The 25,470-nt window shown below is 70.4% G+C and carries 28 protein-coding genes; 14 read left to right on the top strand and 14 right to left on the bottom strand.

Features of this window, described 5'->3' with window-relative positions; all coding sequences use genetic code 11:
* Positions 1–132 precede the first annotated feature (132 nt).
* A complete protein-coding gene (locus JMJ55_RS08325; RefSeq protein ID WP_202825076.1) occupies positions 133–1,167 on the top strand; it encodes an amino acid ABC transporter substrate-binding protein in 1,035 nt (344 codons plus the stop codon).
* Here the strand turns inward: JMJ55_RS08325 and JMJ55_RS08320 are convergent, their stop codons facing one another.
* A complete protein-coding gene (locus JMJ55_RS08320) occupies positions 1,168–2,100 on the bottom strand; it encodes an AEC family transporter (protein WP_202825075.1) in 933 nt (310 codons plus the stop codon).
* Between the two features lie 91 nt (positions 2,101–2,191).
* On the opposite strand from JMJ55_RS08320, the gene JMJ55_RS08315 reads away from it, so the two are divergent.
* A complete protein-coding gene (locus JMJ55_RS08315; protein WP_202825074.1) occupies positions 2,192–3,262 on the top strand; it encodes an LLM class flavin-dependent oxidoreductase in 1,071 nt (356 codons plus the stop codon).
* Here JMJ55_RS08315 and JMJ55_RS08310 read toward each other — a convergent pair.
* From JMJ55_RS08310 to araD, 3 genes are all read right to left on the bottom strand, one after another.
* Positions 3,243–4,598: an amidase gene (locus JMJ55_RS08310; protein WP_202825073.1), complete on the bottom strand. Its 1,356-nt coding sequence runs from the start codon at positions 4,596–4,598 to the stop codon at positions 3,243–3,245. The genes JMJ55_RS08315 and JMJ55_RS08310 overlap by 20 nt on opposite strands.
* A gap of 48 nt (positions 4,599–4,646) precedes the next feature.
* Positions 4,647–4,769: a hypothetical protein gene (locus JMJ55_RS31550; protein WP_268885272.1), complete on the bottom strand. Its 123-nt coding sequence runs from the start codon at positions 4,767–4,769 to the stop codon at positions 4,647–4,649.
* Positions 4,770–4,849: 80 nt separating this feature from the next.
* The gene (gene araD / locus JMJ55_RS08305) at positions 4,850–6,577 is read right to left on the bottom strand and encodes an L-arabinonate dehydratase (protein WP_202825072.1); all 1,728 of its coding nucleotides are present in this window, start codon (positions 6,575–6,577) and stop codon (positions 4,850–4,852) included.
* Between the two features lie 60 nt (positions 6,578–6,637).
* Here araD and JMJ55_RS08300 point away from each other — a divergent pair, with 60 nt between their 5' ends.
* From JMJ55_RS08300 to JMJ55_RS08285, 4 genes are all read left to right on the top strand, one after another.
* The gene (locus JMJ55_RS08300; RefSeq protein ID WP_202825071.1) at positions 6,638–7,333 is read left to right on the top strand and encodes a GntR family transcriptional regulator; all 696 of its coding nucleotides are present in this window, start codon (positions 6,638–6,640) and stop codon (positions 7,331–7,333) included.
* Between the two features lie 84 nt (positions 7,334–7,417).
* On the top strand, positions 7,418–8,404 hold the full coding sequence (locus JMJ55_RS08295) for a TRAP transporter substrate-binding protein (RefSeq protein ID WP_202825070.1): 987 nt from the start codon (positions 7,418–7,420) through the stop codon (positions 8,402–8,404).
* Positions 8,405–8,409: 5 nt separating this feature from the next.
* A complete protein-coding gene (locus JMJ55_RS08290) occupies positions 8,410–8,940 on the top strand; it encodes a TRAP transporter small permease (RefSeq protein ID WP_236033562.1) in 531 nt (176 codons plus the stop codon).
* Between the two features lie 11 nt (positions 8,941–8,951).
* On the top strand, positions 8,952–10,232 hold the full coding sequence (locus JMJ55_RS08285; protein ID WP_202825068.1) for a TRAP transporter large permease: 1,281 nt from the start codon (positions 8,952–8,954) through the stop codon (positions 10,230–10,232).
* On the opposite strand, the gene JMJ55_RS08280 is transcribed toward JMJ55_RS08285, so the two are convergent.
* From JMJ55_RS08280 to JMJ55_RS08265, 4 genes are read right to left on the bottom strand one after another with little or no spacing between them, the layout of a single operon-like run.
* Positions 10,225–11,565 (bottom strand): MmgE/PrpD family protein, encoded by a 1,341-nt coding sequence (locus JMJ55_RS08280; protein ID WP_202825067.1) that lies wholly within the window; start codon positions 11,563–11,565, stop codon positions 10,225–10,227. The two genes, JMJ55_RS08285 and JMJ55_RS08280, sit on opposite strands and share 8 nt — an antisense overlap.
* A 9-nt stretch (positions 11,566–11,574) precedes the next feature.
* On the bottom strand, positions 11,575–12,549 hold the full coding sequence (locus JMJ55_RS08275) for a hydroxyacid dehydrogenase (RefSeq protein ID WP_202825066.1): 975 nt from the start codon (positions 12,547–12,549) through the stop codon (positions 11,575–11,577).
* Positions 12,550–12,563: 14 nt separating this feature from the next.
* The gene (locus JMJ55_RS08270) at positions 12,564–13,166 is read right to left on the bottom strand and encodes a thiamine pyrophosphate-dependent enzyme (RefSeq protein ID WP_202825065.1); all 603 of its coding nucleotides are present in this window, start codon (positions 13,164–13,166) and stop codon (positions 12,564–12,566) included.
* A gap of 19 nt (positions 13,167–13,185) precedes the next feature.
* Positions 13,186–13,710 carry a thiamine pyrophosphate-binding protein gene (locus JMJ55_RS08265; RefSeq protein WP_202825064.1) on the bottom strand — a complete coding sequence of 175 codons (525 nt, stop codon included), beginning with the start codon at positions 13,708–13,710 and terminating at the stop codon, positions 13,186–13,188.
* Between the two features lie 84 nt (positions 13,711–13,794).
* Here JMJ55_RS08265 and JMJ55_RS08260 point away from each other — a divergent pair, with 84 nt between their 5' ends.
* Genes JMJ55_RS08260 through arfB form a run of 3 tightly spaced genes read left to right on the top strand, consistent with a single transcriptional unit; the run spans position 13,795 to position 16,306 of the window.
* Positions 13,795–15,159, top strand: coding sequence for an ethanolamine ammonia-lyase subunit EutB (locus tag JMJ55_RS08260; RefSeq protein WP_202825063.1), 1,365 nt, complete (start codon positions 13,795–13,797; stop codon positions 15,157–15,159).
* Positions 15,156–15,887 (top strand): ethanolamine ammonia-lyase subunit EutC, encoded by a 732-nt coding sequence (gene eutC / locus JMJ55_RS08255; RefSeq protein ID WP_202825062.1) that lies wholly within the window; start codon positions 15,156–15,158, stop codon positions 15,885–15,887. Before JMJ55_RS08260 ends, eutC begins: the two co-directional genes overlap by 4 nt.
* Positions 15,884–16,306, top strand: a complete 423-nt coding sequence (gene arfB / locus JMJ55_RS08250; RefSeq protein ID WP_202825061.1) for an alternative ribosome rescue aminoacyl-tRNA hydrolase ArfB — start codon at positions 15,884–15,886, stop codon at positions 16,304–16,306. Before eutC ends, arfB begins: the two co-directional genes overlap by 4 nt.
* Before the next feature lie 73 nt (positions 16,307–16,379).
* Here the strand turns inward: arfB and JMJ55_RS08245 are convergent, their stop codons facing one another.
* Both JMJ55_RS08245 and JMJ55_RS08240 read right to left on the bottom strand, forming a co-directional pair.
* Positions 16,380–17,177 carry an SDR family NAD(P)-dependent oxidoreductase gene (locus JMJ55_RS08245; RefSeq protein WP_202825060.1) on the bottom strand — a complete coding sequence of 266 codons (798 nt, stop codon included), beginning with the start codon at positions 17,175–17,177 and terminating at the stop codon, positions 16,380–16,382.
* A gap of 14 nt (positions 17,178–17,191) precedes the next feature.
* Positions 17,192–18,064, bottom strand: a complete 873-nt coding sequence (locus JMJ55_RS08240) for a shikimate dehydrogenase (RefSeq protein WP_202825059.1) — start codon at positions 18,062–18,064, stop codon at positions 17,192–17,194.
* An 83-nt stretch (positions 18,065–18,147) separates the two neighbouring features.
* Between JMJ55_RS08240 and JMJ55_RS08235 the strand changes: the two genes are divergently transcribed.
* The gene (locus JMJ55_RS08235) at positions 18,148–19,128 is read left to right on the top strand and encodes a Bug family tripartite tricarboxylate transporter substrate binding protein (protein WP_202825058.1); all 981 of its coding nucleotides are present in this window, start codon (positions 18,148–18,150) and stop codon (positions 19,126–19,128) included.
* On the opposite strand, the gene JMJ55_RS08230 is transcribed toward JMJ55_RS08235, so the two are convergent.
* Positions 19,115–19,822 (bottom strand): molybdate ABC transporter substrate-binding protein, encoded by a 708-nt coding sequence (locus tag JMJ55_RS08230; RefSeq protein WP_202825057.1) that lies wholly within the window; start codon positions 19,820–19,822, stop codon positions 19,115–19,117. The genes JMJ55_RS08235 and JMJ55_RS08230 overlap by 14 nt on opposite strands.
* Positions 19,823–19,939: 117 nt before the next feature.
* On the opposite strand from JMJ55_RS08230, the gene JMJ55_RS08225 reads away from it, so the two are divergent.
* Positions 19,940–21,565: a flavin-containing monooxygenase gene (locus JMJ55_RS08225; RefSeq protein WP_202825056.1), complete on the top strand. Its 1,626-nt coding sequence runs from the start codon at positions 19,940–19,942 to the stop codon at positions 21,563–21,565.
* 3 nt (positions 21,566–21,568) lie between these two features.
* Here JMJ55_RS08225 and JMJ55_RS08220 read toward each other — a convergent pair whose 3' ends face one another.
* Positions 21,569–22,024, bottom strand: coding sequence for a DUF6481 family protein (locus JMJ55_RS08220; RefSeq protein WP_202825055.1), 456 nt, complete (start codon positions 22,022–22,024; stop codon positions 21,569–21,571).
* A gap of 276 nt (positions 22,025–22,300) precedes the next feature.
* Here JMJ55_RS08220 and JMJ55_RS08215 point away from each other — a divergent pair, with 276 nt between their 5' ends.
* Genes JMJ55_RS08215 through JMJ55_RS08205 form a run of 3 tightly spaced genes read left to right on the top strand, consistent with a single transcriptional unit; the run spans position 22,301 to position 24,806 of the window.
* Entirely contained in the window at positions 22,301–23,191 is an 891-nt protein-coding gene (locus tag JMJ55_RS08215) for a transglutaminase family protein (RefSeq protein WP_202825054.1), read from the top strand.
* Between the two features lie 26 nt (positions 23,192–23,217).
* Positions 23,218–24,024: a transglutaminase-like domain-containing protein gene (locus JMJ55_RS08210; protein ID WP_202825053.1), complete on the top strand. Its 807-nt coding sequence runs from the start codon at positions 23,218–23,220 to the stop codon at positions 24,022–24,024.
* Positions 24,021–24,806 (top strand): N-formylglutamate amidohydrolase, encoded by a 786-nt coding sequence (locus tag JMJ55_RS08205; protein WP_202825052.1) that lies wholly within the window; start codon positions 24,021–24,023, stop codon positions 24,804–24,806. Before JMJ55_RS08210 ends, JMJ55_RS08205 begins: the two co-directional genes overlap by 4 nt.
* Here JMJ55_RS08205 and JMJ55_RS08200 read toward each other — a convergent pair.
* Both JMJ55_RS08200 and JMJ55_RS08195 read right to left on the bottom strand, forming a co-directional pair.
* A complete protein-coding gene (locus JMJ55_RS08200) occupies positions 24,787–25,128 on the bottom strand; it encodes a Lin0512 family protein (RefSeq protein WP_202825051.1) in 342 nt (113 codons plus the stop codon). The two genes, JMJ55_RS08205 and JMJ55_RS08200, sit on opposite strands and share 20 nt — an antisense overlap.
* The gene (locus JMJ55_RS08195; protein ID WP_202825050.1) at positions 25,125–25,469 is read right to left on the bottom strand and encodes a Lin0512 family protein; all 345 of its coding nucleotides are present in this window, start codon (positions 25,467–25,469) and stop codon (positions 25,125–25,127) included. Before JMJ55_RS08195 ends, JMJ55_RS08200 begins: the two co-directional genes overlap by 4 nt.
* Position 25,470 lies beyond the last annotated feature (1 nt).

Raw genomic sequence — 25,470 nt, 5'->3', positions numbered from 1 at the left:
GCCGTATACGATACTCGGCAGCAACGCGATCGGATGCGTAGCGTTTGCGACCGTTCCGGCTTGTGCCGCCGCCGGATTGGCCCGGGCAGCGGTCTGGCGCATCATGGCTCCGAGAGCCCGGGAGATCGCCCAATGCCGAAGCCCATCCTTGCCGCCATCCTGCTGGCGGGCCTCGGCCTGCTGGCACCCGCTGCGCAAGCCCAGCCGCAGAGCGCCGGGCCGACCCTCGCAGCGGTCAAGCAGCGGGATCTCCTGGTCTGCGGCACCTCGACCGGCGCGGCCGGCTTCTCCCTGCCCGACAGCCGCGGCGAGTATCGCGGCATCGACAACGATCTCTGCCGGGCACTGGCCGGGGCGGTGCTCGGCGATGCGGCGAAGATCCGCTGGGTGCCGCTGACCACCACGGCGCGGCTGCCGGCGCTGCAATCCGGCCAGATCGATGTGCTGATCCGCACCGTCACCTGGACCCAGTCGCGCGACACCGCCAACGGGCTAAATTTCGCCGCGGTGAGTTTCTTCGATGGCCAGGGCTTCCTGCTGCGCACCTCGCTCGGGCTGAAATCGGCGATGGAGCTGGGCGGCGCCTCGATCTGCGTGGTCGCCGGCAGCACCAATGAGCTGAACCTCACCGACTGGGCGCGGGCGAACAAGATCGACTACCGTCCCGTCGTCTTCGAGCAGAATGACGAGGCGCGGCGCAGCTACCTGGCCGGACGCTGCGATGCCTACAGCACGGATGCCAGCCAGCTCGCCGGCCTGCGCGCTTCCTTCCCCAATCCGGAGGAGCATGTGATCCTCCCCGAGATCATCAGCAAGGAGCCGCATTCGCCGGTCGTGCGCCATGGCGACGACCAGTGGTTCGACATCGTGCGCTGGACCTTCTTCGCCCTGCTGACCGCGGAGGAATTCGGCATCACCCAGGCGAATATCGACAGCTTCCTCACCAGCGAGAATCCGGAGGTGCGGCGGCTGCTCGGCCTCGCCGGCGACCATGGGCCGCTGATGGGGCTCGACCGGCGCTGGGCCTATTGGGCGGTCAAGGCGGCCGGCAACTATGGCGAGATCTTCGAGCGCAATCTCGGCATGGGCAGCCCGATCGGGCTCCGGCGTGGACTGAACGACCTTTGGACCCGCGGCGGGCTGATGTACGCGCCGCCCATCCGGTAGTCAGGGCAGCGGCACCGGCGGCGCCATAAGCCAGGCCGTTGCCGGGAAGGCCAGGGCGGCGATCAGCGTCGAGAATAGCACCACGGCCGAGACCTCATCGGCCGCCGCCTGGTAGCGCTGGGCCATGACGAAGGCATTGGTGGCGGTCGGCATGGCGGCCAGCAGCACGCCGGATTGCACCCAGACCGGGGCGAGGCCGAGGAGCTGGCCGAGCACCAGCCAGACCAGCAGCGGATAAAAGACCAGCTTCGCCGCCACCGCGCCGCTCGCCGCCGCCAGCAGCCGCCGGTCGATCCGCAGGCGCGCCAGCGTCCCGCCCAGGGCAAAGAGCGCGGTCGGCCCCGCCGCCCCGCCGAGGAAGCCGAGGAAACGCTCGATCGGGGCGGGCAGGGGCAGGCCGGCCGCGCCGAGCAGCGCCCCGCCGCCAATGGAGAGCAGCACGGGGTTGCGCGCCAGGATGCCGAGCACCCGGCCCATGGTGCGGAACCCGGCCCCCGGCGTCATCAGCACCGAACCGAGCGCCAGCACCACCGCCACCTCCGACATGATGGACATGGCGATGGGACCTGCCCCCTGTTCCCCCAGCAGCGGCAGCAGCAACGGCGGGCCGAGATAGCCGACATTGCCCATGGCCGCCGCGGCGCCGATCGCCGCCGCCTGGGCACGCCGGCGGAAGGGCAGGGAGGCCGCCATGACCAGGGCGAAGATGCCGAGGCAGGCGCCGAGATAGCCGAGGAAGAAGCCCGGCTCGAAGCTGCGGCCGAGCGGCTGGGCGGCCATCAGCCGCAGCAGCAGCGCCGGCAGGGCGAAGAGGAAGGAGAAGCTGCCGATCGCATCGACCATGGCGGGCTGGATCATCCCTCGCCATGCCGCCAGCCATCCCACCCCGATGACGGCGAAGATCGGCAGGCAGATGGCAAGGAAGCTGATCACGCCCCCACCATAGCGGCAGCGGCTAGCCTGGGAAGCTTGCCCCGTGGGCGCCGCCGCGCTTGGCTGGGCCAAACAGGGAAGGGATCGGGTCATGGAATTCGGCATCGCCATGGCGACGGACGCCGAGAGCTGGAAGCTGGCGCAGCGGGCCGAGGAGCTCGGCTTCCGCTCCGCCTGGTTCTACGACACCCAGATGCTGAGTGCGGACTGCTTCGTCGCCATGGGCGCGGCGGCAGTGAAGACCAGCCGCATCCGGCTCGGCACCGGGGTGCTGATCCCGTCCAACCGCATTGCCCCGGTCACGGCCAATGCCTTCGCATCGTTGAACAAGCTGGCGCCGGGGCGGATCGATATGGGCATCGGCACCGGCTTCACCGGACGGCGGGCGATGGGGCTCGGCGCCATGAAGCTGAAGGAGTTCGAGGAATATATCCGGGTGATGCTCGCCCTCCTCGATGAGCAGACGGTGGAGGCGGAGCTCGAGGGGCAGCGGCGGAAGATCCGGCTGCTGAACCCCGATCTCGGCCTGATCGACACCCGGACGCCGATGCGCCTGCATCTGGCCGCGGCGGGGCCGCGGGCCCGGGCGCTGACGGCGCGGCTCGGGGCGGGCTGGATCAATTTCTTCTCCGATGTCCCGGCCGCCGTCGCCATGCTGGGCGAGATGCAGCAGGCCTGGACGGCGGCGGGCCAGGCTGCGGGCGATCTGCAGGCGACAGCCTACGTCCTCGGCTGTGTGCTGGAGGAGGGCGAGCCGGCCGATAGCGACCGCGCCGTGGCCCAGGCCGGGCCGCGCGCCGCGGTGCTGCTGCACCGGGCGGCGGATGAGGTGTTGTCCGGCCTGCCCAATATCTCCCCGGTGCCGGAAAGCTGCCGCGCTGCGGTGGAAGGCTATGTGGCGCTGGCCCGGACCTTCGAGCCGAAGGACGCCCCCTGGCTGCAGAACCACCGGGGGCATCTGATGTTCGTGAAGCCGGAGGAGCGCCCCTTCGTCACCGCGGAGATGGTCCGCATCAGCAGCTTCACCGCGACCGAGGCCGAGCTGAAGCGCCGCATCGGCGACCTGCGCGATGCCGGCTACACCGAATTCACCGTCCAGATCGTCCCCGGCCAGGAGGCGGCGATCGAGGACTGGGCGCGGATCATGCGGGCGTTTCGCTGAGGGCTGCTTCCACTGCGGCGGCGGTGCGGAACAGCGCGGCATCGGCCATGGTCTCGCCGGTGAGCATCAGGCCGACCGGCGCCTCTCCGAGCCGGTGGATGGGCAGGCTGATGCTGCAACGGTCGAGGAAATTGCCGACCGAGGTGTTCCGCAGCAGCAGCAGGTTGATGCGGTTGTACTCCGCCTCCTGCTCCACCTCGGCGAGCGCCGGCGGGATAATCGGGCAGGTGGGGGTGACGATGGCATCGAATTCCGCGGTGCGGCGGGCGAGGGCCGCGCAGAGACGGGCGCGGGCGGCGACCAGGTCGATATAGTCGGCGGCGCCCATCCGCTCCCCGCGGCGGATGCGGGCCAGGATCCGAGGGTCGTATTGGCTGGCCTTCTCGGCGATCAGGGCGCGGTGCCAGGCCCAGGCCTCGCTGGCCGCGAAGCCGCCGGTGGCGTTCACCACCGGCAGCTCGGCCAGTTCGGGGATGTCCAGCATCTCGATCCGGGCGCCGGCGGCGGAGAGGCGGGAGAGGGCGCGTTGGAAGGCGTTGCCCACCACGCTGTCCATGTCATCCGTCAGGAAGGTCCGCCGCGGGAGGCCGAGCCGGAGGCCGGCGATGGGCCGCGCATGCAGGGGCTGCGGGTTCTCCTCGCCGCTGATGACGGCGTCCAGCAGGTGGCAGCAGGCCACGCTGCGGGCCAGCGGCCCGACCGAATCCAGCGAGGGGGCCAGCGGCAGGACACCGGTGATCGGCACCCGCCGCGCCGTCGGCTTATAACCGACCACGCCGCAGAGGGCGGCCGGCACCCGGCAGGAGCCGCCGGTATCCGTCCCCAGCCCGCCGAAGCCCATATGGTCCGCCGCCGCGACTGCGGCGCCCGAGGAGGAGCCGCCCGGCAGCCGCCCCGTCGCCCGGTCCCAGGGCGAGCGGGGGGTGCCGTAATGCGGGTTCACCCCGAGGCCGGAGAAGGCGAATTCGACCATATTGGTCCGGCCGATGACGACGAAGCCCATCCGCCGCAGCCGCGCCACCACCGGCGCGTCCTGCGCCGCGACGGGCGCGTCCTTCAGCACGACGGAGCCGGCCGGCGTCGGATGGCCGCGCTCGTCGAACAGGTCCTTCACGGTGATGGGGATGCCGGCCCAGGGGCTCGGCGCGCGGCCGGCATGGCGCAGCGCGTCCAGGGCGCGGGCCTCGGCGCGGGCGGCGGCGGCATGGACGGCGGTGAAAGTCCGGCGGCCCTCGCCCTCAGGGGCGGCGATGCGGTCGAGCGCGGCCTCGACCAGGGCTTCGGCAGAGATGCGGCCGCTGGCCAAGGCGGCGGCGGCGTCGGCGATGTGCTGCATGGGCGGGATGCTGGCCAGGATCACCGGCCGCGGCAAGCCCGCCGGCGGCTATTCGGTATCGTTGGCGGGTGGGACCCGCTCGATCTCTTCCATGGCCAGCGGGAAGAGCAGGACGCCCAGCATCCAGCCTTCCAACAGTTGGAACTCCACCTCGCCCTCGTCTTCCGCCACGATTCCGTTCCTTTACGCCGAGTTTCTAACCCGACGCGCGTGAAGTGGTGGCTGCACAGTTCGGTGAAGAGCCGAAAAATTCAGTGAATTTCTGGCTCGGGCGTTGGGGGGCCGGCCTCCAGGAAGTCGAAATCGCAGCCTTCATCGGCCTGGCGGACATGATCCAGATGCAGCGCGGTCCAACCCCGGGCATAGCGGCGGGGCGGCGGGGTCCAGGCGGCGCGGCGCCGCTCCAGCTCCGCCGGCTCCACCAGCAGGTCGAGGCTGCGGTTCGGCACGTCGAGCCGGATGAGGTCGCCATTGCGGACCAGGGCCAGCGGCCCGCCGACATGCGATTCGGGCGCCACATGCAGGATGCAGGTGCCGTAGCTGGTGCCGGACATCCGCGCATCCGAGAGGCGCACCATGTCCCGCACCCCCTGCTGGAGGAGCTTCTTCGGGATCGGCATCATGCCCCATTCCGGCATGCCGGGCCCGCCCTGGGGGCCGGCCTGGCGCAGCACCAGCACGCTGTCCGCCGTGACCTCCAGCGCCGGATCGTCCAGCCGGGCATTCATGTCGTTGTAGTCCTCGAAGACCACGGCCGGGCCGGTATGCGTCAGCAGCTTCGGATCGGCCGCGCTGGTCTTGATGACGGCGCCGCGCGGGGCGAGCGAGCCGCGCAGGACGGCGACGCCACCTTCCGGCTGCAAGGGTCGCTCCAGCGGGCGGATGATGTCCTCATTGTAGCACTCGGCGCCCGCGAGGTTCTCGCCGAGCGTCGCGCCGGTGACGGTGCGGGCCGAGAGGTCCAGATAGGGGGCGAGGCGGGCGAGGAAGGCCCGGGCGCCGCCGGCATAGTAGAAATCCTCCATCAGCCAGGTATCGCCATTGGGCCGGAGGTTGGCGATCAGCGGTGTCCGGCGGCTGATGGCGTCGAACCGGTCGAGGTCGAGCTGGAAGCCGCCGCGCCGGGCCATCGCAATGAGATGTGGGATGGCATTGGTCGAGCCGCCGAAGGCCATGGTCGCCGTCACCGCATTGTCGATGCTGGCCTGGCTGAGGAAGCTGGACGGCGTCGCATCCTCCCAGACCATATCGACGATGCGGCGGCCGGCCGCCGTCGCCATGCGCGGATGGGCGGAATCGGCCGCGGGGATCGAGGAGGCGCCGGGCAGCGCCAGGCCCATCGCCTCAACGGCCAGCATCATCGTCGCCGCCGTGCCGGCCGTCATGCAGGTGCCGAAGCTGCGGGCGATGCCGCTTTCCATATCCTTCCACTGCGCCTGGGTGATGTTCCCGGCGCGCAGCTCGGCATTGTATTTCCAGACATCGCTGCCGCTGCCGAGCTTCTTGCCGTGCCAATTGCCCGAGAGCATCGGGCCGGCCGGGACGAAGACGCAGGGCAGGTTGGCGGAGAGCGCGCCCATGACGAGGGCGGGCGGCGTCTTGTCGCAGCCGCCCATCAGCACGAGGCCGTCGCAGGGATGGCTGCGCGCCAGCTCCTCGGTCTCCATCGCCAGGAAGTTGCGATAGAGCATGCTGGTCGGCTTCTGATACTGCTCGGTGATCGGATGCGCCGGCAGCTCCACCGGGAAGCCGCCCGCCTGCCAGACGCCGCGCTTCACCTCCTCGGCCCGCGTGCGGAAATGGGCGTGACAGACGCTGAGGTCGGACCAGGTATTGATGATGCCGATCACCGGCTTGCCGCGGAAATCAGCCTCGGCGAGGCCGGTCTGCAACAGGCGGGAGCGGTGGCCGAAGGCGCGGAGATCGTCCACCCCGAACCAGCGGTGGCTGCGCAACTCTTCGGGCCTCTTGCGGGGCATGGCATTTCCTCGGTGGCAATGACTTCCGGCCCACCCTGCCAGCTGCTATAGCAGTTGTCCATGTCCGCGCGCGCAATCCCGGTCGAGCCGCTTGCCGAGGAGGAAACCCTCTCGCTCGGGGAGCGGGCCTATCGGCGCCTGCGCGACGGCATCGTGCAGGGCACCCTGCGCCCCGGCAGCCGCATCTCGGAACGGAGCATGGCGAATGCGCTGGGCATCTCCGCCCAGCCGGTGCGGGAGGCGCTGCGGCGGCTGGAGCAGGACGGCATGGTCGTCACCCTGCCGCGCCGCGGCACGGTGGTGGCCGAGATCGGGCCGGAACGGCTGGCCGAGCTCGGCCGCATCCGCGCCGCGCTGGAGGGGGTGGCAGCGGCGCTGGCGGCCGAGCGCATGGCGGGCGAGGATCTGGCCGAGTTGGCCAGGATCGTGCGGGGGATGCGCACCGCCACCGCGGCCGCGGATACCGAGGCGCTGGCCGAACTGAACGAGCGCTTTCATGCCATCCTGCAAGGCGCGACCGGCAACCTGTTCCTGGTGAAGTCGCTCGAGGCGCTCCGGGCCTATGACGATCTCGGCCGGCTGCGCGCCCTCGGCAGCACGCCGAAGGACATGCCGAAGGCGCTGCGCGAGCACGTCTCGATCCTCGCTGCGCTCAAGGCGCGCGACCCGGCGTTGGCCGAGGCGCGGATGCGCCATCACGTGCTCCGCTCCCTCACGACCAACGGTGTCCTCGCCGCCCCGCGCCAGGGCCGTTGACTTCCCGCCCAGGCGGGGCGCAAGCTGCTATCTGCTATTGCAGTTGACCGGGCGGCGGAGATCGCCCGCTGGAGGAATGATCTGATGGAGAGCGTCACCATCCGCCGCCGCCTGATGCTCGGCGCCGCCCTCGCCGCCCCCTGGATTGGCGGCCGGGCCAGCGCCCAGGGCGTCACCCTCCGCGCCGCCGACATCCACCCCGATGGCTATCCGACCATCGAGGGCGTGAAATACATGGGCAAGCTGATCGAGGAGCGGACCGGCGGCCGCATCAAGATCCAGATGTTCCATTCGCGCCAGCTCGGCGACGAGAAGGACACGCTGGAGCAGACCCGCTTCGGTGTCATCGACATCACCCGCGTCAATACCGCGCCGCTGAACAACCTGGTGCCGGAGACGCTGGTGGCAGGCCTGCCCTTCCTGTTCCGCGACACCGCGCATATGCAGCAGGTGATGGACGGGTCGATCGGCGAGGATATCGGCAAGGGCACCATGGCGCATGGCCTCGTCACCCTCGGCTACTACGATGCCGGCGCGCGCAGCTTCTACACCCGCGGCCGCCCGGCCCGGACGCCGGAGGAGATGAAGGGCCTCAAGATCCGCGTCCAGCAATCCGATATGTGGGTGGCGATGATGCGGGCCTTCGGCGCCAATGCGACGCCGCTGCCTTATGGCGAGGTCTATTCGGCCCTGCAGACCGGCGTGGTGGACGGGGCCGAGAACAATTTCCCTTCCTACCTGACGGCCCGCCATTTCGAGGTGGCGAAGCACTATGCGATGACGGAGCACAGCCTCACGCCCGAGATCGTGGCGATGAGCAAGCGCAGCTTCGACCGCATCGCCAAGCCGGATCAGGAGATCATCCGCCAGGCCGCGAAGGAGAGCGTGCCGCATATGCGCGGCCTCTGGGTCAAGATGGAGGAGGAGGCCCGCAAGCAGGTCGAGGCCGGCGGCGCGACGGTGGTCGCGGCCGACAAGCCCGCCTTCGCCAAGCTGGTTCAGCCGGTCTATGACCAGTTCGTGCGCGACGCCAAGCTGAAGGCGCTCGTCGACCGCATCCGAGCGGCGTGACCGGGATGCAATCGCTGCATCGCGGTCTCTCGGCGGCGCTGCAAGGCGTCGCCCGGGCCGCGATCTTCATCGCCGGCCTTGCCATGGTAGCGATGACCGCCGTCGTCGCCTGGGGTGTCTTCGGCCGCTTCGTCCTGAACGACACCCCCGCCTGGGCCGAGGCTTCGGCGCTGTTGCTGATGGCCTGGGTGATCCTGGGCGCCGCCGCGGCCGGGGTGCGCGAGGGCTTCCATATGGGCTTCGAGACGCTGCGCGACACGCTGCCCAGCGGCCTTGCCCTGGCCTTCAACATGCTCTCCGACCTGGTCATCACCGTCTTCGGCGCGGCCATGGCCTGGTATGGCAGCGACCTCGCTCTCACCGTCTGGGATGCGACCCTGCCGACCCTCGGCCTGCCGGGGACCGTGGAATACCTGCCGATCACCCTCGGCGGCGCGCTGATGGCACTCTTCGGGATCGAGCGCCTGGTGGCGCGGCTGGCGACCGGCCGGGCCCCGGTCGGCATCCCCTCCGATACCGTCCTGACCGATAGCTAGGGGCACGCACCGTGGAACTCACCCTGCTGCTCGGCAGCTTCACGCTGCTGCTGCTGATCGGCGTGCCGGTCGCCTTCTGCCTCGGCGCCGCGGCCTTCGCTACCGTGCTGTACATGGACCTGCCGCCGATCGTGGTGTTCCAGCAGCTCGCCTCCGGCATGAATGTCTTCTCCATGCTGGCGATCCCCTTCTTCATCTTCGCCGGCGACCTGATGATGCGGGGCCAGATCGCCGACCGGCTGGTAGCGCTGGCCGCCGCCATGGTCGGGCATCTGCGCGGCGGGCTCGGGCAGGTGAACATCGTCGCGGCGACGCTGTTCGGCGGCGTCTCCGGCTCGGCCGTCGCCGATGCCAGCGCGGTCGGCGGCGTGATGATCCCGCAGATGAAGGCGCGCGGCTATGCGCCCGATTATGCCGTGAACATCACCGCCAATGCGGCCTTGATCGACCTGCTGATCCCGCCCAGCCACAACATGATCCTCTATGTCATCGCCGCCGGCGGGGCGATCAGCGTGGCGGACCTCTTCACCGCCGGCATCGTCCCCGGTATCGTCATGATGCTCTCGCTGATGGTCGTCGCCTGGCTGGTGGCGGTGAAGCGCGGCTATCCGCGGGAGACCTTCCCCGGCTGGGCGATCCTGGCGCGGCTGATCTTCAATGCCATTCCCGGCCTGATGCTGATCGTTATCATCTTCGCCGGCGTCCGCAGCGGCATCTTCACCGCGACCGAGAGCGCCTGCGTCGCCGTCATCTACGCGCTGCTGGTGGTGCTGCTGGTCTATCGCAGCTTGAGCTGGCAGGGCTTCATCCATGCGGTCGGCGGGGCGGTGCGGACGACGGGCATGGTCATGCTCATCATCGGCACGGCCAGCGCCTTCGGCTGGCTGATGGCGCTGCTGCAGGTGCCGGCGCAGACGGTGGCGCTGATGAAGGGCATCACCGACGACCCGCTGATGACGCTGCTGATCATCAATATCGTCCTGCTGCTGCTCGGCACCTTCATGGACATGGCGCCGCTGATCATGATCGGCACGCCGATCTTCCTGCCGGTGGTGAAGGCGATCGGCATGGACCCGGTTCAGTTCGGCATCGTGCTGATCGTCAATCTCGGCATCGGCACTATCACTCCGCCGGTCGGGCCCGTGCTCTTCGTTGCCTGCGCGGTCGGCAAGGTCTCAATGTGGGATGCGACGAAAACCTCGGCGCCCTTCTATGCGGCAATGGTCGTGGTGCTGCTGCTGGTGACCTATGTGCCGGCGCTGAGCCTCTGGCTGCCGGCGCTGTTCAGATAGGCAGCGCACCCGGTACGGCATCGCCGTGCCACAGCGCCTCGAGCAGGGCCGAGGCCGGGCCGGCGCCGAGGACGGGGGCGACCAGTTCCGAGAACTTGGCCGAAAGATCGGCATCGGAGAGCGGGGCGTCCGGATCGCCCTTGCGGGTCGGCTGGAAGCGGTCCAGCACCCGCCCGTCCCGCAGCGTCACCCGCACCCGGGCTGCGCGCTGCCCGGGATAGGCATTGGCCAGTTCCGGGTCCAGCTCCACCGTGACGCGTGGCATGATGGCGCGGATGGCGGGGTTCGAGAGGTTCTCCGGCGCGAAGGCGGCAAGGCGGACGCCGCCGAGGACCAGCAGCGCCCCCATGCAGTATTGGGTCGAGAAGCGGCATTCCTGCTCAGTCCGCGCCTCAGGCCGGTCGCAGACGGTCTTGGTCGGGCCATAGCCGCCGACATGGATGGCGGCGACGTCCCCGGCGCCGAAACCATGCTCGCGCTGCAGGTCATCCACCGCGTCCAGCGCGGCGAAGATGTGGCCGCAGCAGCCATGGTTCTTGAAGGTCATCTCGGTGATGCAGATGCGCTGTCCGAGATCGGCCAGCGCCGCCGTCCATTTGCCGGTATCCTCGCTGGTCGCGGCAGCGAAGCCCTTCGGCCCGTGCAGTACATCGAGCGCGCCGGTCACGCCCGCCGCGGCGCCGATGGCGGCCAGCGCCCCGGCATCGGCGGCATGGCCGGGATGCAGCGGCTTCGACATGCCATCGGACAGGAAGGCCTGTTGCAGCCCGCCGGCGAAGGTGGCGGCGGTGGCGATGGCATGGGCCGTCCGTTCGGCATCGCAGCCGAGCACCAGCGCGGTCGCCGTCGCCGCGCCGAAGGTGCCGACCGTGCCGGTGGTGTGCCAGTTCTTGTAGTGGCTCGGCTGCACCGCCATGCCGATGCGGCAGGAGATCTCGTAGCCGGCGGTGATGGCGCGGAGCAGCGTTTCCATGCCTGCACCCTGCTGCTGCACGGCGGCGAGCGCCGGAGCGATGGTCGGGCAGCCGGGATGGTAGCCGGCATCGCGGAAGATGTCGTCGAATTCGACCGTGTGGCTGGCGGTCGCATTCAGCAGTGCGGCATGGCGCAGTGGCCCGGCCTTGCCATCGACATAGCAGATGGACCGGCCGGGCCCGCGCTCCGGCGCCAGCGCCGCAGCGAGCAACGTGGCGGGCGGGCGGGAACAGCCGGGCAGGAGGGCCGCGAACCAGTCGATCAGAGCCCGCCGCGCATGATGGGCGACCTCGGGCGGCAGGGGCCGATCACGCCAGGAGGCGGCGTGATCGGCCAGGACCAGCAGCGGATTCTCCATGCCCTGACGCTACGCGTTACCGCGCAGCACCTCCTGGTTGATGACCACATCGGGGTCGAGCTTGCCGTCGAAGACCTGCAGGATGCTCTCGGCGCAGGAGAGGGCCATACGGCGCAGCCCCTGCTCGGTCGCGGCCGCGGAATGCGGGGTGAGGACGACATTGGGCAGCTTCAGCAGCGGATTGTCGGCCCGCGCCGGCTCGTCCCAGAAGACATCGAGCCCGGCGGCCGAAAGGTGCCCGCTAGTCAGTGCACCGGCCAGCGCCTTCTCATCCACCAGCGTGCCGCGCGCCGTGTTCACCAGCACCGCGCCCTGCTTCATGCTGGCGAGGAACTCGCCATTGACGGTGCCGCGCGTCTTCTCGTTGCTCGGCAGGTGGATGGTGACGACATCCGCCTCGGCGAGGCCGGCGGCGAGATCCTTCACCGGCCGGAAACCGGCGCCCTTGATGGTGTTCTGCGGGATGAAGGGGTCCCGGACCAGGACATTCATCCCGAAGGCCGCGGCCAGCCGGGCGACGCGCCCGCCGATGCGGCCGAAGCCCATCACCAGGATGGTGCGGCCCGCGAGGTCGAAGGTCGCCGGCACCGGCGGGTTGCTCCAGCGGAGCTCCCGCGTCGCCGCATCGTAGAAGCGGGTCTGCCGGGCGATGTTCAGCAGCAGCATCATCGCATGCTCGGCGACGCTCTGCGCATTCGCATCCGGCGTGACGGTGAGCGGGATGCCGCGCTCGGTCAGCGCCGGGACATCCACCGCGTCATAGCCGACGCCATGGCGGGCGACGATGCGGAGATTCTTCGCATGGGCGAGGAAGGCGCGGTTGATCGGCGTGGCGCGGACGATCACCGCATCCGCCTTCGGCATGGCGGCGGCGATGGTTTCGTCATTCACCGGGTCCAGCACCTCGACCGTCACGCCCTCGCGGGCGCGGAGCAGGGCGAGGGCTTCCGGATGGACCGGGCGCAGGCAGACGACATGGGGCATCGGGCGGTTCCGCTCTACTGAAGGTGGGCAGCCTTGCCCATGATGGCTTCGCGCATCCGCGCCTGGAGGATCGCCGCCTCACGCGGCGGCAGGACCAGCGGCACGGGCGCCTCATCGATCTTGATCGTGGCAAACAAAGGCCCAGCGCCGGCATGCAGCGCATCGCGCAGGGCGGTGACCTCCTCGGCGGTCTTCACCAGCCGGCATTCGCCGATGCCGGCGCCGCGGGCCATGGCGACGAGATCGACGCCATGGCGCGTCGCCGTCTCCTGCATGCCCGTCTCGCCGTAATGCTCGTTGTCGAGCACGACGATGGCGAGGTTGCGCGGCCGCTGCACGGCGATGGTGGCAAGGCTGCCGATGCCCATCAGCATCTCGCCATCGCCGGTGATGACGGCGACGGGGCGGGAGGGCTGGGCCAGCGCCAGGCCGAGGCCCATCATCGCGGCGCCGCCCATGCCGCCCCAGAGCGGCAGGTTCTCCGGCGCGTCGCCGGCGGCGGTGATGTCCCAGGCCGGGGCGCCGAGGCCGCCGATGGCCAGCAGCCCGCCGCGATCCCGCAGCAGTTCCGCGACCACGTCGCGGCGGAGGAGCTTGCCCGTGGGTCCAGTGCGCATGGTGGTCATTTCCCGCCCCTCACTTCCCAAACGTCTTGGCGCCGATGACCCGCTGGCCGATCAGGGTCGCGGTCGGGCGATAGGTGTTGAAGGCCATCCTGAGCGTGGCGTTGACGGTCGGCGCCACATCCTCCGGCGCATCAGCGCGCTTCACCAGCGTGCCCATCGCCTCGAGCACCTGCTGCGTGGCATTGCCCATCGGCACCTGGAAGGGGTTGAACTCGCCATAGTCGCCCCGCATCGTGACGATCATCGGCAGCGGCGTGCGGTGGGCGATCGGCACCGAGAGCATGTTGATGCAATTGCCGACGCCCGAGCTCTGCATCAGCAGCACGCCCTTCTCGCCGCCGAGCCAGGCGCCGAAGAGCATGCCGATGCCCTCCTCCTCGGTGGTCAGCGTCACGACCTTGATGTCGTTATCGGCGAGGCAGCGCTTGATGAGGCGGGAATGCCCGGCATCCGGCACCAGCGCCACCTGGCGGATATCGTGCTCCTTGAGCAGGGCATAGATCTGGTCCGGCCAGTCTTCGGCGGCGTCCGGCATGCGTTTCCCCTCGGTCCTTGGCCGCATCCTCCCGCCGCCGGGGCCGGCTGGCAAGACTGGCCCCGGCCTTGCTAAACCCGGGGGATGGGCTTTGCGCATGCCGTGGGCGGCACCCGCTACCTCTTCCCGGATCTCAGGACCCTGCTGGCGCGGGCGACGCCGCTGCGGTCGGGTGATGTGCTGGCCGGGGTGGCGGCGGAGACGGCGCAGGAGCGGGTGGCGGCCCAACGGGCGCTGGCCGACCTGCCGCTGCGGCATTTCCTGAGCGAGGCCGTCATCCCCTATGAGGCCGACGAGGTCACAAGGCTGATCCTCGACCGGCACGATGCGGCGGCCTTCGCCCCCGTCGCACATCTGACGGTCGGCGGTTTCCGCGACTGGCTGCTGGCGGCGGAGCCGGAGGCGCTGGCCGCCCTCCGCCCCGGGCTGACGCCGGAGATGGCGGCCGGCGTCTCCAAGATCATGCGGCTGCAGGATCTGGTGGCGGTCGCCGCCCGCTGCCGCGTCACCAGCCGCTTCCGCAACACGCTCGGCCTGCCCGGCCGGCTCTCGCTCCGCCTCCAGCCGAACGACCCGGTGGACGATCCGCGCGGCGTGGCGGCGGCCATCCTCGACGGCCTCCTGCTCGGCTCCGGGGATGCCGTGATCGGGGTGAACCCGGCGACCGACAACCTGGACACCACGATCCGCCTGCTGGAGCTGCTGGATGCGGTGCGGGACCGCTACGCCATTCCGACCCAGTCCTGCGTCCTCGCCCATGTGACCACCAGCCTGCTGGCGATGGAGCGGGGCGCGCCGGTCGATCTCGTCTTCCAGTCGATCGGTGGGACGGAGGGGGTGAACCGCAGCTTCGGCGTCACCCTGAGTTTGCTGCGGGAGGCGCAGGAGGCGGCGCTCGCCCTGGGGCGCGGCACGGTTGGCACCGACTGCATGTATTTCGAGACCGGCCAGGGCAGCGCCCTCTCGGCCGAGGCGCATCACGGCTGCGACCAGCAGACCATCGAGGCGCGGGCCTATGCGGTGGCGCGGGAGTTCGCACCCCTGCTGGTGAACTCCGTTGTCGGCTTCATCGGGCCGGAATACCTGTTCGACGGCAAGCAGATCACCCGCGCCGGGCTGGAGGACCATTTCTGCGGCAAGCTGCTCGGCCTGCCGATGGGGGTGGATGTCTGCTACACCAACCATGCCGAAGCCGATCAGGACGACATGGATGCCCTGCTCACCTTGCTTGGCGTCGCCGGCGTCACCTATGTGATGGGCGTGCCGGGTGCGGATGACGTGATGCTGGCCTACCAATCCACCTCCTTCCATGACGGCCTCTATCTGCGCGCCGCGCTCGGCCGGAAGCCGGCGCCGGAATTCGAGGCCTGGATGGAGCGGATGGGCATCGAGGCAGCGAGCGGTGCCGGGCAGTTGCCGCTGGCGCCGGCGCTGATCGGGCTGCAATGACGGTCCCGACCCCCTGGGTGGAACTGCGTCGCTTCACCGCGGCGCGCGTGGCGCTCGGTCGGGCGGGGCATGGGCTGCCGACCGCGGCGCATCTCGATTTCCAGGAGGCCCATGCGCGGGCGCGGGATGCCGTCCATTCGACGCTCGATCTCGATGCGCTGGAGGCGGCGCTCGGCCTCCCTGCCATCCGCGTCGCCAGCCAGGCGGCGGATCGCCGCGGCTACCTGCTGCGCCCCGATCTCGGCCGCCGCCTGCACGAGGCCGACCGCGCCCGCCTGCCGCCGGCGCCCGGCGCCTTCCTCTTCGTCGTGGCCGACGGGCTCTCTGCCATCGGCGTGCAGAGCGGGGCCCCGGCGCTGATCGCCGCCGCGGTGCCGTTGCTGCGCCGGGCGGGCCTTGCCATCGCCCCGGTCGTCCTCGCCAGCCAGGCCCGCGTCGCCCTCGGCGACGAGATCGGCGAGGCGATGGGCGCCGCCATGGTCGCCGTGCTGATCGGCGAGCGTCCCGGCCTCTCGGCCACCGACAGCCTCGGCCTCTACCTCACCCTCGGCCCGCGGCGGGGGCGGACGGATGCCGAGCGCAATTGCATCTCCAACATCCGTCCCGGTGGCCTCTCGCCCGCGGCGGCGGCGGAGAAGCTGCTCTGGCTCACCGGCGCGGCGCTGCAACTGGGCGCGACCGGTGTGGCGCTGAAGGACGAGCAGCCGAGCGGGACCCTGCTGCCGTGATCCAGGTCACCCGCCGCATCGCCATCGCCGAGGATGAGCTGTCGGAGGACTTCATCCGCTCCTCCGGCCCCGGGGGGCAGAATGTCAACAAGGTCGAGACGGCGGTGCAACTCCGCTTCAACGCCCGCCTCTCGCCCAATCTGCCCGATGCGGTGCGGGCCCGGCTGGAGCGGCTGGCGGGGCACCGGCTGACCCAGGACGGCGTCATCATCATCACCGCGCAGCGCTTCCGCACGCGGGAGCGGAACCGGGAGGATGCGCTGGAACGGCTGCTCGAGCTGATCCGCGAGGCGGCGGTGCCGCCCCCGCCGCCGCGCCGGCCGACCCGCCCGACCCTCGCCTCCAAGAAGCGCAGGCTGGAGGGGAAGGCGAAGCGGGCGGATGTGAAGAAGGGGCGAGGCAGGCAGCCGATGGACTGATGCTGGGGAAGGCTTTGCCTTCCCCAGGCCCCATCCACCAGGCCGGAACCCGGCCTGGACCGGTCTCAGTTTACTAATCGTCCAGCGCCGAGGCGGGGTCGATCCAATTGCCCAGCGCCAGACCGCCATCCACCGGCAGCACCGCCCCGGTCACATAGGGCATGCAGCGATCCGAGAGCAGCGGGATGGCGGCCCTGGCGATGTCCTCCGCGCTGCCGACCCGGCCCATCGGCACCTTCCGCGCCAGCGCCGCGAAGTCGCCCTGGAAGCCGCCGCCGGGGATGGCCCCAGGTGCCACCCCATTCACCCGGATGCCGGCCGGGCCGAAATACCGCGCCAGCTCCCGCACCAGCATCACCTGGCCGGCCTTGGCGGCGCTGTAGTGGGGTAGGTTCCGCGGCGTCTCGGCATGCAATGAGGCGATGAAGATCATCCGCCCGCGCAGCCCCGCCTGCACCATCCGCTGGCCGATCGCCCGGGCCAGGAAGAAGCCGGAGCGGAGATTGGTATTCGCCATCGCATCCCATTCGGCGGCGGTGACGGCACCCACCGTCTGCCGCTCCGGCCGCGGCGGGGAGGCACTGTGGACCAGCATCGCCACCGGTCCCTGTGCCGCTGCCGCCTCGGCCAGCGCCGCATGCCCGTTCTCGCTCGCCAGATCGGCCTGCAGGAATTCGGCCCGGCCGCCGGCGGCCCGCAGCGCCGCGACGGCAGCCTCGCCGCGCGCGGGGTCCAGGTCGCTGGCCAGCACCATGGCGCCGCAGCGGGCGAGCCATTCGGCGATGCCCCGGCCGATGCCCGAACCGGCGCCGGTCACCAGCGCGACCTCCCCGGCGAAGAGGTCGGCGGGGTAGGGGTTGTCCTGGCTCATGCGTGTTTCCTCCGTTATTGGGCCGCGACCAGGGCGGCGAAATGCCGCCGCATCCGCTCCGCATCGGGCTCGATCCCGGTGAAGAGGCGGAAGGCGCCGACGGCCTGGAACACCGCCATGCCGCCGCCATCCAGGGTGCGGCAGCCGAGCGCCCGGGCCGTTCGCAGTAGCGCCGTCTCCAGCGGGAAATAGACGATCTCGGCGACCCAGAGATCGGGCCGCAGCAGCGATGCGGGCAGCGGCAGGCCGGGGTGTTTCGCCATGCCGACCGGGGTGCAATTGACCAGCCCATCGGCCGCCGCCATCGCCTTCGCCGGATCCTCGCCCGCCACCGCCCGGCCGGCGCCGAAGCGGGCGGCCAGCGAGGCGGCGAGCGCGGCGGCGCGAGCGGCATCGGTATCGAGGATCACCAGCCGCTCCGTGCCGAGCGTCAGCAGCGCATGCGCCACCGCCGAGCCTGCCCCGCCGGCGCCGAGCTGGACCACCTGGCGGCGCGACGCATCCGGCAGGCCGCGGCGGAAGCCCTCGGCGAAGCCCGACCAGTCGGTATTGTGTCCCACCCGGCGCCCGTCCCGCAGCACCACCGCATTCACCGCGCCGAGCGCCCGCGCATCCTCGGACAGCTCGTCGAGCAGGGGGATGACGGATTGCTTGCAGGGATGGGTGACGTTCACCCCGGCGCAGCCCATCCGCTCGGCCGCGACCAGCAGCGCCTCCAGTGCCTCGGGGCCGAGGCCGAGCGTGGTGAAGTCCAGCAGGCGATAGATGGCGCGCAGCCCCTGCGCCGCGCCCTCGCGCTCATGCATGGCAGGCGTCAGGGAGGCGCCGATATCGCTGCCGATCAGCGCGGCCAGATAGGCGGGCTTCCGGTCCCAGCTCTCGGCCACGGCTCGTTCCCCCGCCTTCCCACTTGCGGGGCACGGTACTCGCGGGTAGCTGCGGGTCAAGGAAAGCGGGAGGACCCACCGGAATGACCCTGCATCGCCGCGCCGTCCTGGCCGGGCTCATCCCGCTCGGCGCCCGCGCTGCCCGGGCCCAGGGGGAGCCCTGGCCCAACCCGGCCCGGCCGGTCACCATCGTCGTCGCCTGGGCGCCTGGCGGCTCCACCGATTTCGTCGGCCGGGTGGTGGCGCAGCAGCTCTCGAAGGAGCTGCCGGGCAATGTGGTGGTGGACAACCGGCCCGGCGCCTCCGGCACCATCGGGCATGCGAGCGTCGCCCGCGCCCGGCCGGATGGCTACACGCTGCTGCTCGGGGTGAATTCCACCTATGCCATGTCGCGCCACCTCTTCCCCCAGCGCGGCTATGACGACGACCATGCCTTCGCCCCGATCGGGCGCATCGCCGTCTCGCCCATCTTCCTCTGCGTGAACCCGCAGCTCGGCACGCCGGATATCGCCAGCTTCGTCGCCAGGGCGAAGACCATGCCGGGGCGGCTGAGCTATGCCTCCTCCGGCGCCGGCTCCTCGGCGCATCTGGCGACCGAGCTGTTCCTGCGCGCGGCCGGCATCCAGGTGCAGAACGTCACCTATCGCGGCGGCGCGCCGGCGGTGCAGGCGCTGGTCACGGGGGAGGTGCAGCTGGCCTTCGTCGATGCCGTCACCGCCCTGCCGCTGATGGCGAGCGGGCAGATCTCGGCCATCGGCGTCAGCACGCCGGAGCGCAACCCGCTGGCGCCGACCGTGCCGACCATCGCCGAGAGCGGCTTTTTCGGCTTCCAGGCGACCAGCGACTTCGCCCTGCTGGCCCCGGCCGGGACGCCGGAGCCGATCATCCGCCAGCTCTCGGCCGCCCTCGCCGCGACGATGCGCAACCCGGAGGTGCTGGAGCGGCTGCGCCAGGGGTCGATCTTCCCCACTTTCGGCAGGCCGGAGGAATTCCCCGCCTATCTGGCGGCCGAGAGCGCCAAATGGGGCGAGGTGATCCGCAGCCGCGGCATCACGCTGGAGTAGCGGCCGGGCGAAGGCCCTGGGCGGCGAGGCGCTCCGGCGTCGCCGCCTCGGCCAGGCGGGCGAGGAGGGCGGGCGTTGCCTCCGCCGCTCCGGCGAAGAGGCCAGCCGAGAACACCGCCCTTGTGTTCATCGCCTCCGGCAGCGCCCCGACGATGTCCACCCCCGGCACCGCCATCAGCTCGCTGACCTGCTGGATGGCGATCTCCGCCTCGCCGCGCGCGGCCAGTTCCGCGGTGAAGCCCTGGGGGATGATGGTGGATTTGGCATTCACTGCCTCGGCGATGCCCAGCCGCTCGATCAGCCCGGCGAAGAAGATGCCGCTGGCCCCGGCGCGGGAATAGGCGATGGACCGGGCGCCGAGCAGCGTCGCGCGGCAGGCCTCCGGCGTCGCGATATCCGGCCGCGGCGCCCCGGCCCGCACCGCCATGCCGATGACCGAAATGCAGATATCCCGCCGGCTGCCGGGGCGAAGGGTGCCCTCGGCCATCAGCGCCTCCACCGCCTCGGCGGTGAGGATGGCGAGATCGGCCGTCTCCCCGGCCTCGATGCGGCGGAGCAGGGCGGCGGTCGGGGCGAATTCCGGGGCGATAGGCCCGCCGAGCCCTGCCTCCAGCCCCGGCAGCACCTCCCGCAGCAGGCCCATCACCGCCAGGGTGGAGAAGATCCGCAGTGGCGCACGTGGTTGTTCCTGCATCACGATCCTCTCCCGGCGGCGGGCATTGACGTCCGGGGGCAGAGTGTGGCGGGCTCACCCGGGGGACAACCCCAGGGATCATACAGAGCGCCGACCAAGGCCCGGAGAGCAGGAACCATGTCCGAGAGCAGGATCGATGCGGTGATCGTGGGCGCCGGCTTTGCCGGCCTGTACATGCTGCATCGGATGCGCGGCCTCGGCCTCTCGGCCGTGGTGCTGGAACAGGGGGCCGATGTCGGCGGGACCTGGTACTGGAACCGCTATCCGGGCGCCCGCTGCGATGTCGAAAGCATGCAGTACTCCTTCTCTTTCCTGCCGGAGCTGCAGCAGGACTGGCATTGGTCCGAGCGCTTCGCCTCCCAGCCGGAGATCCTGCGCTATGCGGCGCATGTGGCGGACCGGCTCGACCTCCGGCGGGACATCAGGTTCGAGACGCGGGTGACCCGCGCGGCCTATGACGAGGCCACTGGGCGCTGGACGGTCGAGACCGATCGGGGCGACTGCTTCACCGCCCGGTATTGCGTCATGGCGACGGGCTGCCTTTCCACCGCCAAGCTGCCGGAGATCGCCGGTCTGGAGAGCTTCGGGGGCGCCACCTACCACACCGGCGCCTGGCCGCATGAGGGGGTCGATTTCAGCGGCCGGCGCGTCGCCGTCATCGGCACCGGCTCCTCCGCCATCCAGGCCATCCCGGTGATCGCCCGGCAGGCGGCGCATGTCACGGTGTTCCAGCGGACGCCCAATTTCAGCATCCCCTCGCGCAACGCGCCGATGGATGACGAATACGAATCCTGGTGGAAGTCGGACTACGAGGCGCACCGGGCCAAGGCGCGGATGATGCGCACCGGCATCCTCTATGGGCTGAACGACAAATCCGCCCTCGAGGTGACACCGGAGGAGCGCGAGGCGGAATACGAGGCGCGCTGGGCCCGGGGCGGCACCGCCTTCATGGGCGCCTTCGCCGACCTCATCACCAACCGTGCAGCGAACGATACCGCGGCGGAATTCGTCCGCAACAAGATCCGCGGCTTGGTCAAGGACCCGAAGGTGGCGGAGATCCTGGCGCCCAAGGACTACCCGATCGGCACCAAGCGCATCTGCGTCGATATCGAGTATTTCGAGACCTTCAACCGCCCCAATGTCACGCTGGTGGATGTGCGGGAGGCGCCGATCGAGGCCATCACCCCGCGCGGCGTCCGCACCGCGGCGGGCGAGGTGGAGGTGGATGCCATCGTCTTCGCCACCGGCTTCGATGCGATGACGGGCGCGCTGACCCGCATCGATATCCGCGGCCGTGGCGATGCCGGCCTGGCCGAGAGCTGGGCCGAGGGGCCGCGCACCTATCTCGGGTTGATGGCGGCCGGCTTCCCCAACCTCTTCATGATCACCGGCCCGGGCAGCCCTTCAGTGCTGTCCAACATGATCGTCTCGATCGAGCAGCATGTGGATTGGCTGAGCGACTGCCTCGCCCATATGCGGGCGCGGGGCTTCGCCACCATCGAGCCGACGCCGGAGGCGCAGGAGGCCTGGGTCGCCCATGTGAATGAGGTGGCGGACCGGACGCTCTACCCGCAGGCGGCGTCCTGGTACATGGGCGCGAATGTCCCGGGCAAGCCGCGGGTCTTCATGCCCTATATCGGCGGCGTCGGCACCTATCGGGAGAAGTGTGCCGAAATTGCCGCCAAGGGCTATGAGGGCTTCCGCCTTTCGGCCGGGGCGATGCCGGCCGCGGCGGCGGAATAGCCGCTACTTCTTGCGGGCCTTGCGGGCGGCGTAGCGGGCATCCCGCGCCGCCTTCTGCTCGGCGGCCAGGGCCAGGGCGCGCTGGCGCTTCTCGTCGTCGAGGATCTTGGCGCGGGTCTCGCGGTCGGCATTCTCGAGGGCCAGGGCACGGGCCTCCTCGGCGCGACGGGCGGCCTCCTCGATCTCGCGCTGGCGGGCCTCGGCGGCGAGGCGCTCTTCCTCGGCCTTGCGGGCCGCGGCCTCGGCGGCGATCCGGACGGCCTCGGCTTCCTTGGCAGCCTTGCGCTCGGCGATGCGGGCCTCGCGGGCCTCGGCGATCGCCTTCTGCGCGGCGATCCGCTCCTGCACAGCCGGATCATCCGGCTTTGGCAGATTGCGGAACTTGTCCATCAGAGCTTGGCGTGCCTTCGCGGCGGCACTCAGTCGGTCGCTGAAATTATCGGGTTTATAGGCCGGCATGGGCGCCTTCTACTCAAACCGGCCCGGGATGTATAGGCCGTACCGGCAGCCGAGGCATGACGGTTCGGCATGGCACCGATCCATCACGAATCGGCGAAACGCCGGCGCAGGCCATGTTTCCGACCGTACGCGCTCGACATCGCCCGAGGCCGAGCCCTATGTCGGACCAACCCCAACAAAGCAGTACCCGCGCACCGACCGGCCCTCCGGCGGCATCGGAGATTCGACTCATGCGCCTACTCAGCCTCGTACCCCGCCCACGGCTCGGCTGACCGGATGCCGGTCCTCACCGTCCAGCACGTCACCACCTACCGCTACCGCCAACCGGTCGCCCTCGGCGAACACCGGATGATGCTGCGGCCGCTGGAGGGGCATGACCAACGGTTGCTGGAAACGCGGCTGGCCATCACGCCGGAGCCGGTGGAACTGCGCTGGCTGCACGATGTCTTCGGCAACAGCGTCGCCGTTGCCCGCTTCGCCGAACGGGCGCGGGAGTTGCGCTTCGACAGCTTGGTGCGACTGGAACATTCCCCGGGCAATGCGCTGGACCTGCCGGCGGGGGAGGGGGCGGAGACCTATCCCTTCGCCTATGCCGTCGAGGAGATGCCGGATCTCGTCCGGTCCATGGAGCGCCAATATCCGGACCCGGATGGCGAGCTGGACCGCTGGGCGCGCCAATTCCTCCGCAAGGACGGCCTGACCCGGACGCGGGACCTGCTGGCCGGCATCACCCATGCGATCCGCGCTCGCTTCACCTATGTCGCGCGTGAGGAGAAGGGGGTGCAGGAGCCGCTGCGCACCCTTCGGCTCGGCAGCGGCAGCTGCCGCGACTTCGCCGTCTTGATGATCGAGGCGGTGCGTGCCCTCGGCTTCGCCGCCCGCTTCGTCACCGGCTACCTCTATGTGCCGCGCGAAGGCGGGCGGATCGGCGGCGGCGCGACCCATGCCTGGCTGCGCGTCTATGTCCCCGGCGCCGGCTGGGTGGAACTCGACCCCACCAACGGCATCATCGGCAATCGCGACCTGATTCGCGTCGCCGTCGCCCGCGACCATCGCCAGGCCGTGCCGCTACATGGCACCTGGACCGGCTTCCCCGCCGACAGCCTAGGCATGACCGTCGAAGTGAATGTCACGGAGGCGGCGCCGGATGCGTCGCCCCGCCCCTGATCCCGCCGCCACGAAGGACCACTCCCATGCGCATCCGCGCCGGCTACCAGATCGTCTATGACTGCCCCCAGCCGACCCCGATGCTGCTGATGGTCAGCCCGCATCCCTCGCGCATGCCGGATCTCGAGGCATCGCCCTTCGTCGCTCTCGATCCGCCGGTGCCGGTGCGGCAGTATAATGACGGCTTCGGCAATCTCTGCACCCGCATCACCGCGCCGGCGGGGCGGCTGACCATCTCGACCGACCTCGTGGTGCGCGATCCCGGCAGCTGGGACCGGCAGGTGCCGGAGGCGATGCAGCATCCGCTGGAGGAGCTGCCGGATGAGGCTGTCGTCTTCCTGCTCGGCAGCCGCTATTGCGAGACGGACCGGCTGTCGGAAACCGCCTGGTCGCTCTTCGCCCATACGACGCCGGGCTGGGCCCGGGTGCAGGCGATCTGCGACTGGGTCCACAACCACATCACCTTCGGCTACGAGCATGCCAGCTCCCAGCGGACGGCCTGGGATGCCTATATGGAACGCCGCGGCGTCTGCCGCGACTATGCGCATCTGGCCGTCACCTTCTGCCGCTGCCTGAACATCCCGGCGCGCTACTGCACCGGCTGGCTCGGCGATATCGGCGTGCCGCCGGGCGGACCGATGGATTTCGCCGCCTGGTTCGAGGTCTATCTCGGCGGCGAGTGGCACACCTTCGATGCGCGCAACAACGAACCGCGCATCGGCCGCATCCTGATGGCGCGCGGCCGCGACGCGACCGATGTGGCGATCACCACCACCTTCGGCCCCTGCATGCTGGCCGATTTCCAGGTGGTGACGGACGAGATTCCGGGGTGAGGCCGGCCGTCACCACGCTGAACCCGGAGGGCGGCTCGCCCTTCGTGCTGCTCTGCGAGCATGCCTCGAACCATATACCCGCCTCGTATGGCGGGCTCGGCCTGCCGCCGGCGGAGCTTGGGCGGCACATCGCCTGGGATATCGGCGCGGCGGCGCTGGCGCGGCGGCTCTCGGCGCGGCTCGATGCGCCGCTCTTCCTCTCGGGCTATTCGCGGCTGCTGATCGACTGCAACCGGCCGCTCGGGGCGCCGACCTCCATCCCGCTTCGCAGCGAGGATACCGAGATTCCGGGCAACCGGGATCTCTCGGAGGCTGAGGTGGCGGCGCGGCAGGACCGCTTCTTCCGGCCCTTCCACGCCGCGGTCGCCGCCTGCCTCGATGCAAGGCGGGGGCGGCCGACCATCGTGCTCGGCATTCACAGCTTCACCCCCGTCTTCCAGGGGGTGCGGCGCCCCTGGCATGCCGGGCTGCTCTATGCCGATGCCGTGGCGCTCGGGCAGGGGCTGATCGCGGCGCTGGCCGCCGACCCGGCCCTGGTGATCGGCGACAACGAACCCTACCGGATCGAGCCCGAGCACGACTACACCGTCCCGGTGCATGGCGACGCCCGCGGCCTGCCGGCGGCCCTGATCGAGGTCCGGCAGGACCTGCTGGCGGATGAAGCCGGGATCGCCGCCTGGGCGGATCGGGTGGAGCGGGCGCTTCAAGCATTTTCAGGTCCGGCGGATACGCCGGACGACTCGGAAAATGCTTCCAGACAATCTAGGGCAGTTCGAGGCTGACGGCGAGGGCGGCGCTGGCGATCACCGCCGCGTCCCGCCCATCCTCGTCCGGCACGTCGAGCCCACCCTTCACCACCCGCACCGTCACGATGCCATGGGGCAGGGAGGCGCGGACCCGTTCCGCATCCACCGCCTCCGGCCGCTGCACGCCGATGGTGACATCGACCCGCATGGTCTTCGGATCGACCCCGAGCGAGCGCAGCATGGTCAGCGAGGCATGGTGCAGCGCGTCCTGCACGGCCCGCAGCGCCGCCTTGGTGTAGTCGCCGCCATGCAGGTCGTTGCCGGCGCCCATCTCCAGGATCACGCGGCGGAGCGTCATGCCGGCAGCTCCAGCCGGACGATGGCGGCGGCATGGGCCATGACGGTGCTGCCGGTGCCGGCCTCGTTCGGAATCTCGAGCCCGCCTTCCACCACAGTCACCGTGCCGGTGCCATGCGGCAGCACGGCAAGCACCGCCGCATGGTCCACCTGATCGGGCTTCGGCACGCCGATCCGCACCTCCACCCGCATCGCATCGGCCTCCATCCCGAGGGCATGGGTGATGGTGAGGGAATGGTGCCAGAGCGCGTCGCGCAGCGCCCGGACCGCGGCCTTGGTGTAGTCGGTGCCGCGGATATCGGTCCCCATGCCGATCTCCAGCACCATGCGCTTCATCGGCATC

It is taken from the genome of Belnapia mucosa (assembly GCF_016775475.1).
Taxonomy (GTDB): domain Bacteria; phylum Pseudomonadota; class Alphaproteobacteria; order Acetobacterales; family Acetobacteraceae; genus Belnapia; species Belnapia mucosa.
The sequence above is the reverse complement of the archived record's forward strand: the minus strand, read 5'-3'. Positions and strand labels throughout refer to the sequence as shown.

What these genes read in the sequence shown, in the direction of transcription:
- JMJ55_RS08325 (WP_202825076.1), top strand. Translation starts at nt 133, where the DNA reads ATGCCGAAGCCCATCCTTGCCGCCATCCTGCTGGCGGGCCTCGGCCTG.
- JMJ55_RS08315 (WP_202825074.1), top strand. Translation starts at nt 2,192, where the DNA reads ATGGAATTCGGCATCGCCATGGCGACGGACGCCGAGAGCTGGAAGCTG.
- JMJ55_RS08310 (WP_202825073.1), bottom strand. Translation starts at nt 4,598, where the DNA reads ATGCAGCACATCGCCGACGCCGCCGCCGCCTTGGCCAGCGGCCGCATC.
- araD (WP_202825072.1), bottom strand. Translation starts at nt 6,577, where the DNA reads ATGCCCCGCAAGAGGCCCGAAGAGTTGCGCAGCCACCGCTGGTTCGGG.
- JMJ55_RS08300 (WP_202825071.1), top strand. Translation starts at nt 6,638, where the DNA reads ATGTCCGCGCGCGCAATCCCGGTCGAGCCGCTTGCCGAGGAGGAAACC.
- JMJ55_RS08295 (WP_202825070.1), top strand. Translation starts at nt 7,418, where the DNA reads ATGGAGAGCGTCACCATCCGCCGCCGCCTGATGCTCGGCGCCGCCCTC.
- JMJ55_RS08290 (WP_236033562.1), top strand. Translation starts at nt 8,410, where the DNA reads ATGCAATCGCTGCATCGCGGTCTCTCGGCGGCGCTGCAAGGCGTCGCC.
- JMJ55_RS08280 (WP_202825067.1), bottom strand. Translation starts at nt 11,565, where the DNA reads ATGGAGAATCCGCTGCTGGTCCTGGCCGATCACGCCGCCTCCTGGCGT.
- JMJ55_RS08275 (WP_202825066.1), bottom strand. Translation starts at nt 12,549, where the DNA reads ATGCCCCATGTCGTCTGCCTGCGCCCGGTCCATCCGGAAGCCCTCGCC.
- JMJ55_RS08270 (WP_202825065.1), bottom strand. Translation starts at nt 13,166, where the DNA reads ATGCGCACTGGACCCACGGGCAAGCTCCTCCGCCGCGACGTGGTCGCG.
- JMJ55_RS08265 (WP_202825064.1), bottom strand. Translation starts at nt 13,710, where the DNA reads ATGCCGGACGCCGCCGAAGACTGGCCGGACCAGATCTATGCCCTGCTC.
- JMJ55_RS08260 (WP_202825063.1), top strand. Translation starts at nt 13,795, where the DNA reads ATGGGCTTTGCGCATGCCGTGGGCGGCACCCGCTACCTCTTCCCGGAT.
- eutC (WP_202825062.1), top strand. Translation starts at nt 15,156, where the DNA reads ATGACGGTCCCGACCCCCTGGGTGGAACTGCGTCGCTTCACCGCGGCG.
- JMJ55_RS08245 (WP_202825060.1), bottom strand. Translation starts at nt 17,177, where the DNA reads ATGAGCCAGGACAACCCCTACCCCGCCGACCTCTTCGCCGGGGAGGTC.
- JMJ55_RS08235 (WP_202825058.1), top strand. Translation starts at nt 18,148, where the DNA reads ATGACCCTGCATCGCCGCGCCGTCCTGGCCGGGCTCATCCCGCTCGGC.
- JMJ55_RS08230 (WP_202825057.1), bottom strand. Translation starts at nt 19,822, where the DNA reads ATGCAGGAACAACCACGTGCGCCACTGCGGATCTTCTCCACCCTGGCG.
- JMJ55_RS08225 (WP_202825056.1), top strand. Translation starts at nt 19,940, where the DNA reads ATGTCCGAGAGCAGGATCGATGCGGTGATCGTGGGCGCCGGCTTTGCC.
- JMJ55_RS08220 (WP_202825055.1), bottom strand. Translation starts at nt 22,024, where the DNA reads ATGCCGGCCTATAAACCCGATAATTTCAGCGACCGACTGAGTGCCGCC.
- JMJ55_RS08215 (WP_202825054.1), top strand. Translation starts at nt 22,301, where the DNA reads ATGCCGGTCCTCACCGTCCAGCACGTCACCACCTACCGCTACCGCCAA.
- JMJ55_RS08210 (WP_202825053.1), top strand. Translation starts at nt 23,218, where the DNA reads ATGCGCATCCGCGCCGGCTACCAGATCGTCTATGACTGCCCCCAGCCG.
- JMJ55_RS08200 (WP_202825051.1), bottom strand. Translation starts at nt 25,128, where the DNA reads ATGACGCTCCGCCGCGTGATCCTGGAGATGGGCGCCGGCAACGACCTG.
- JMJ55_RS08195 (WP_202825050.1), bottom strand. Translation starts at nt 25,469, where the DNA reads ATGCCGATGAAGCGCATGGTGCTGGAGATCGGCATGGGGACCGATATC.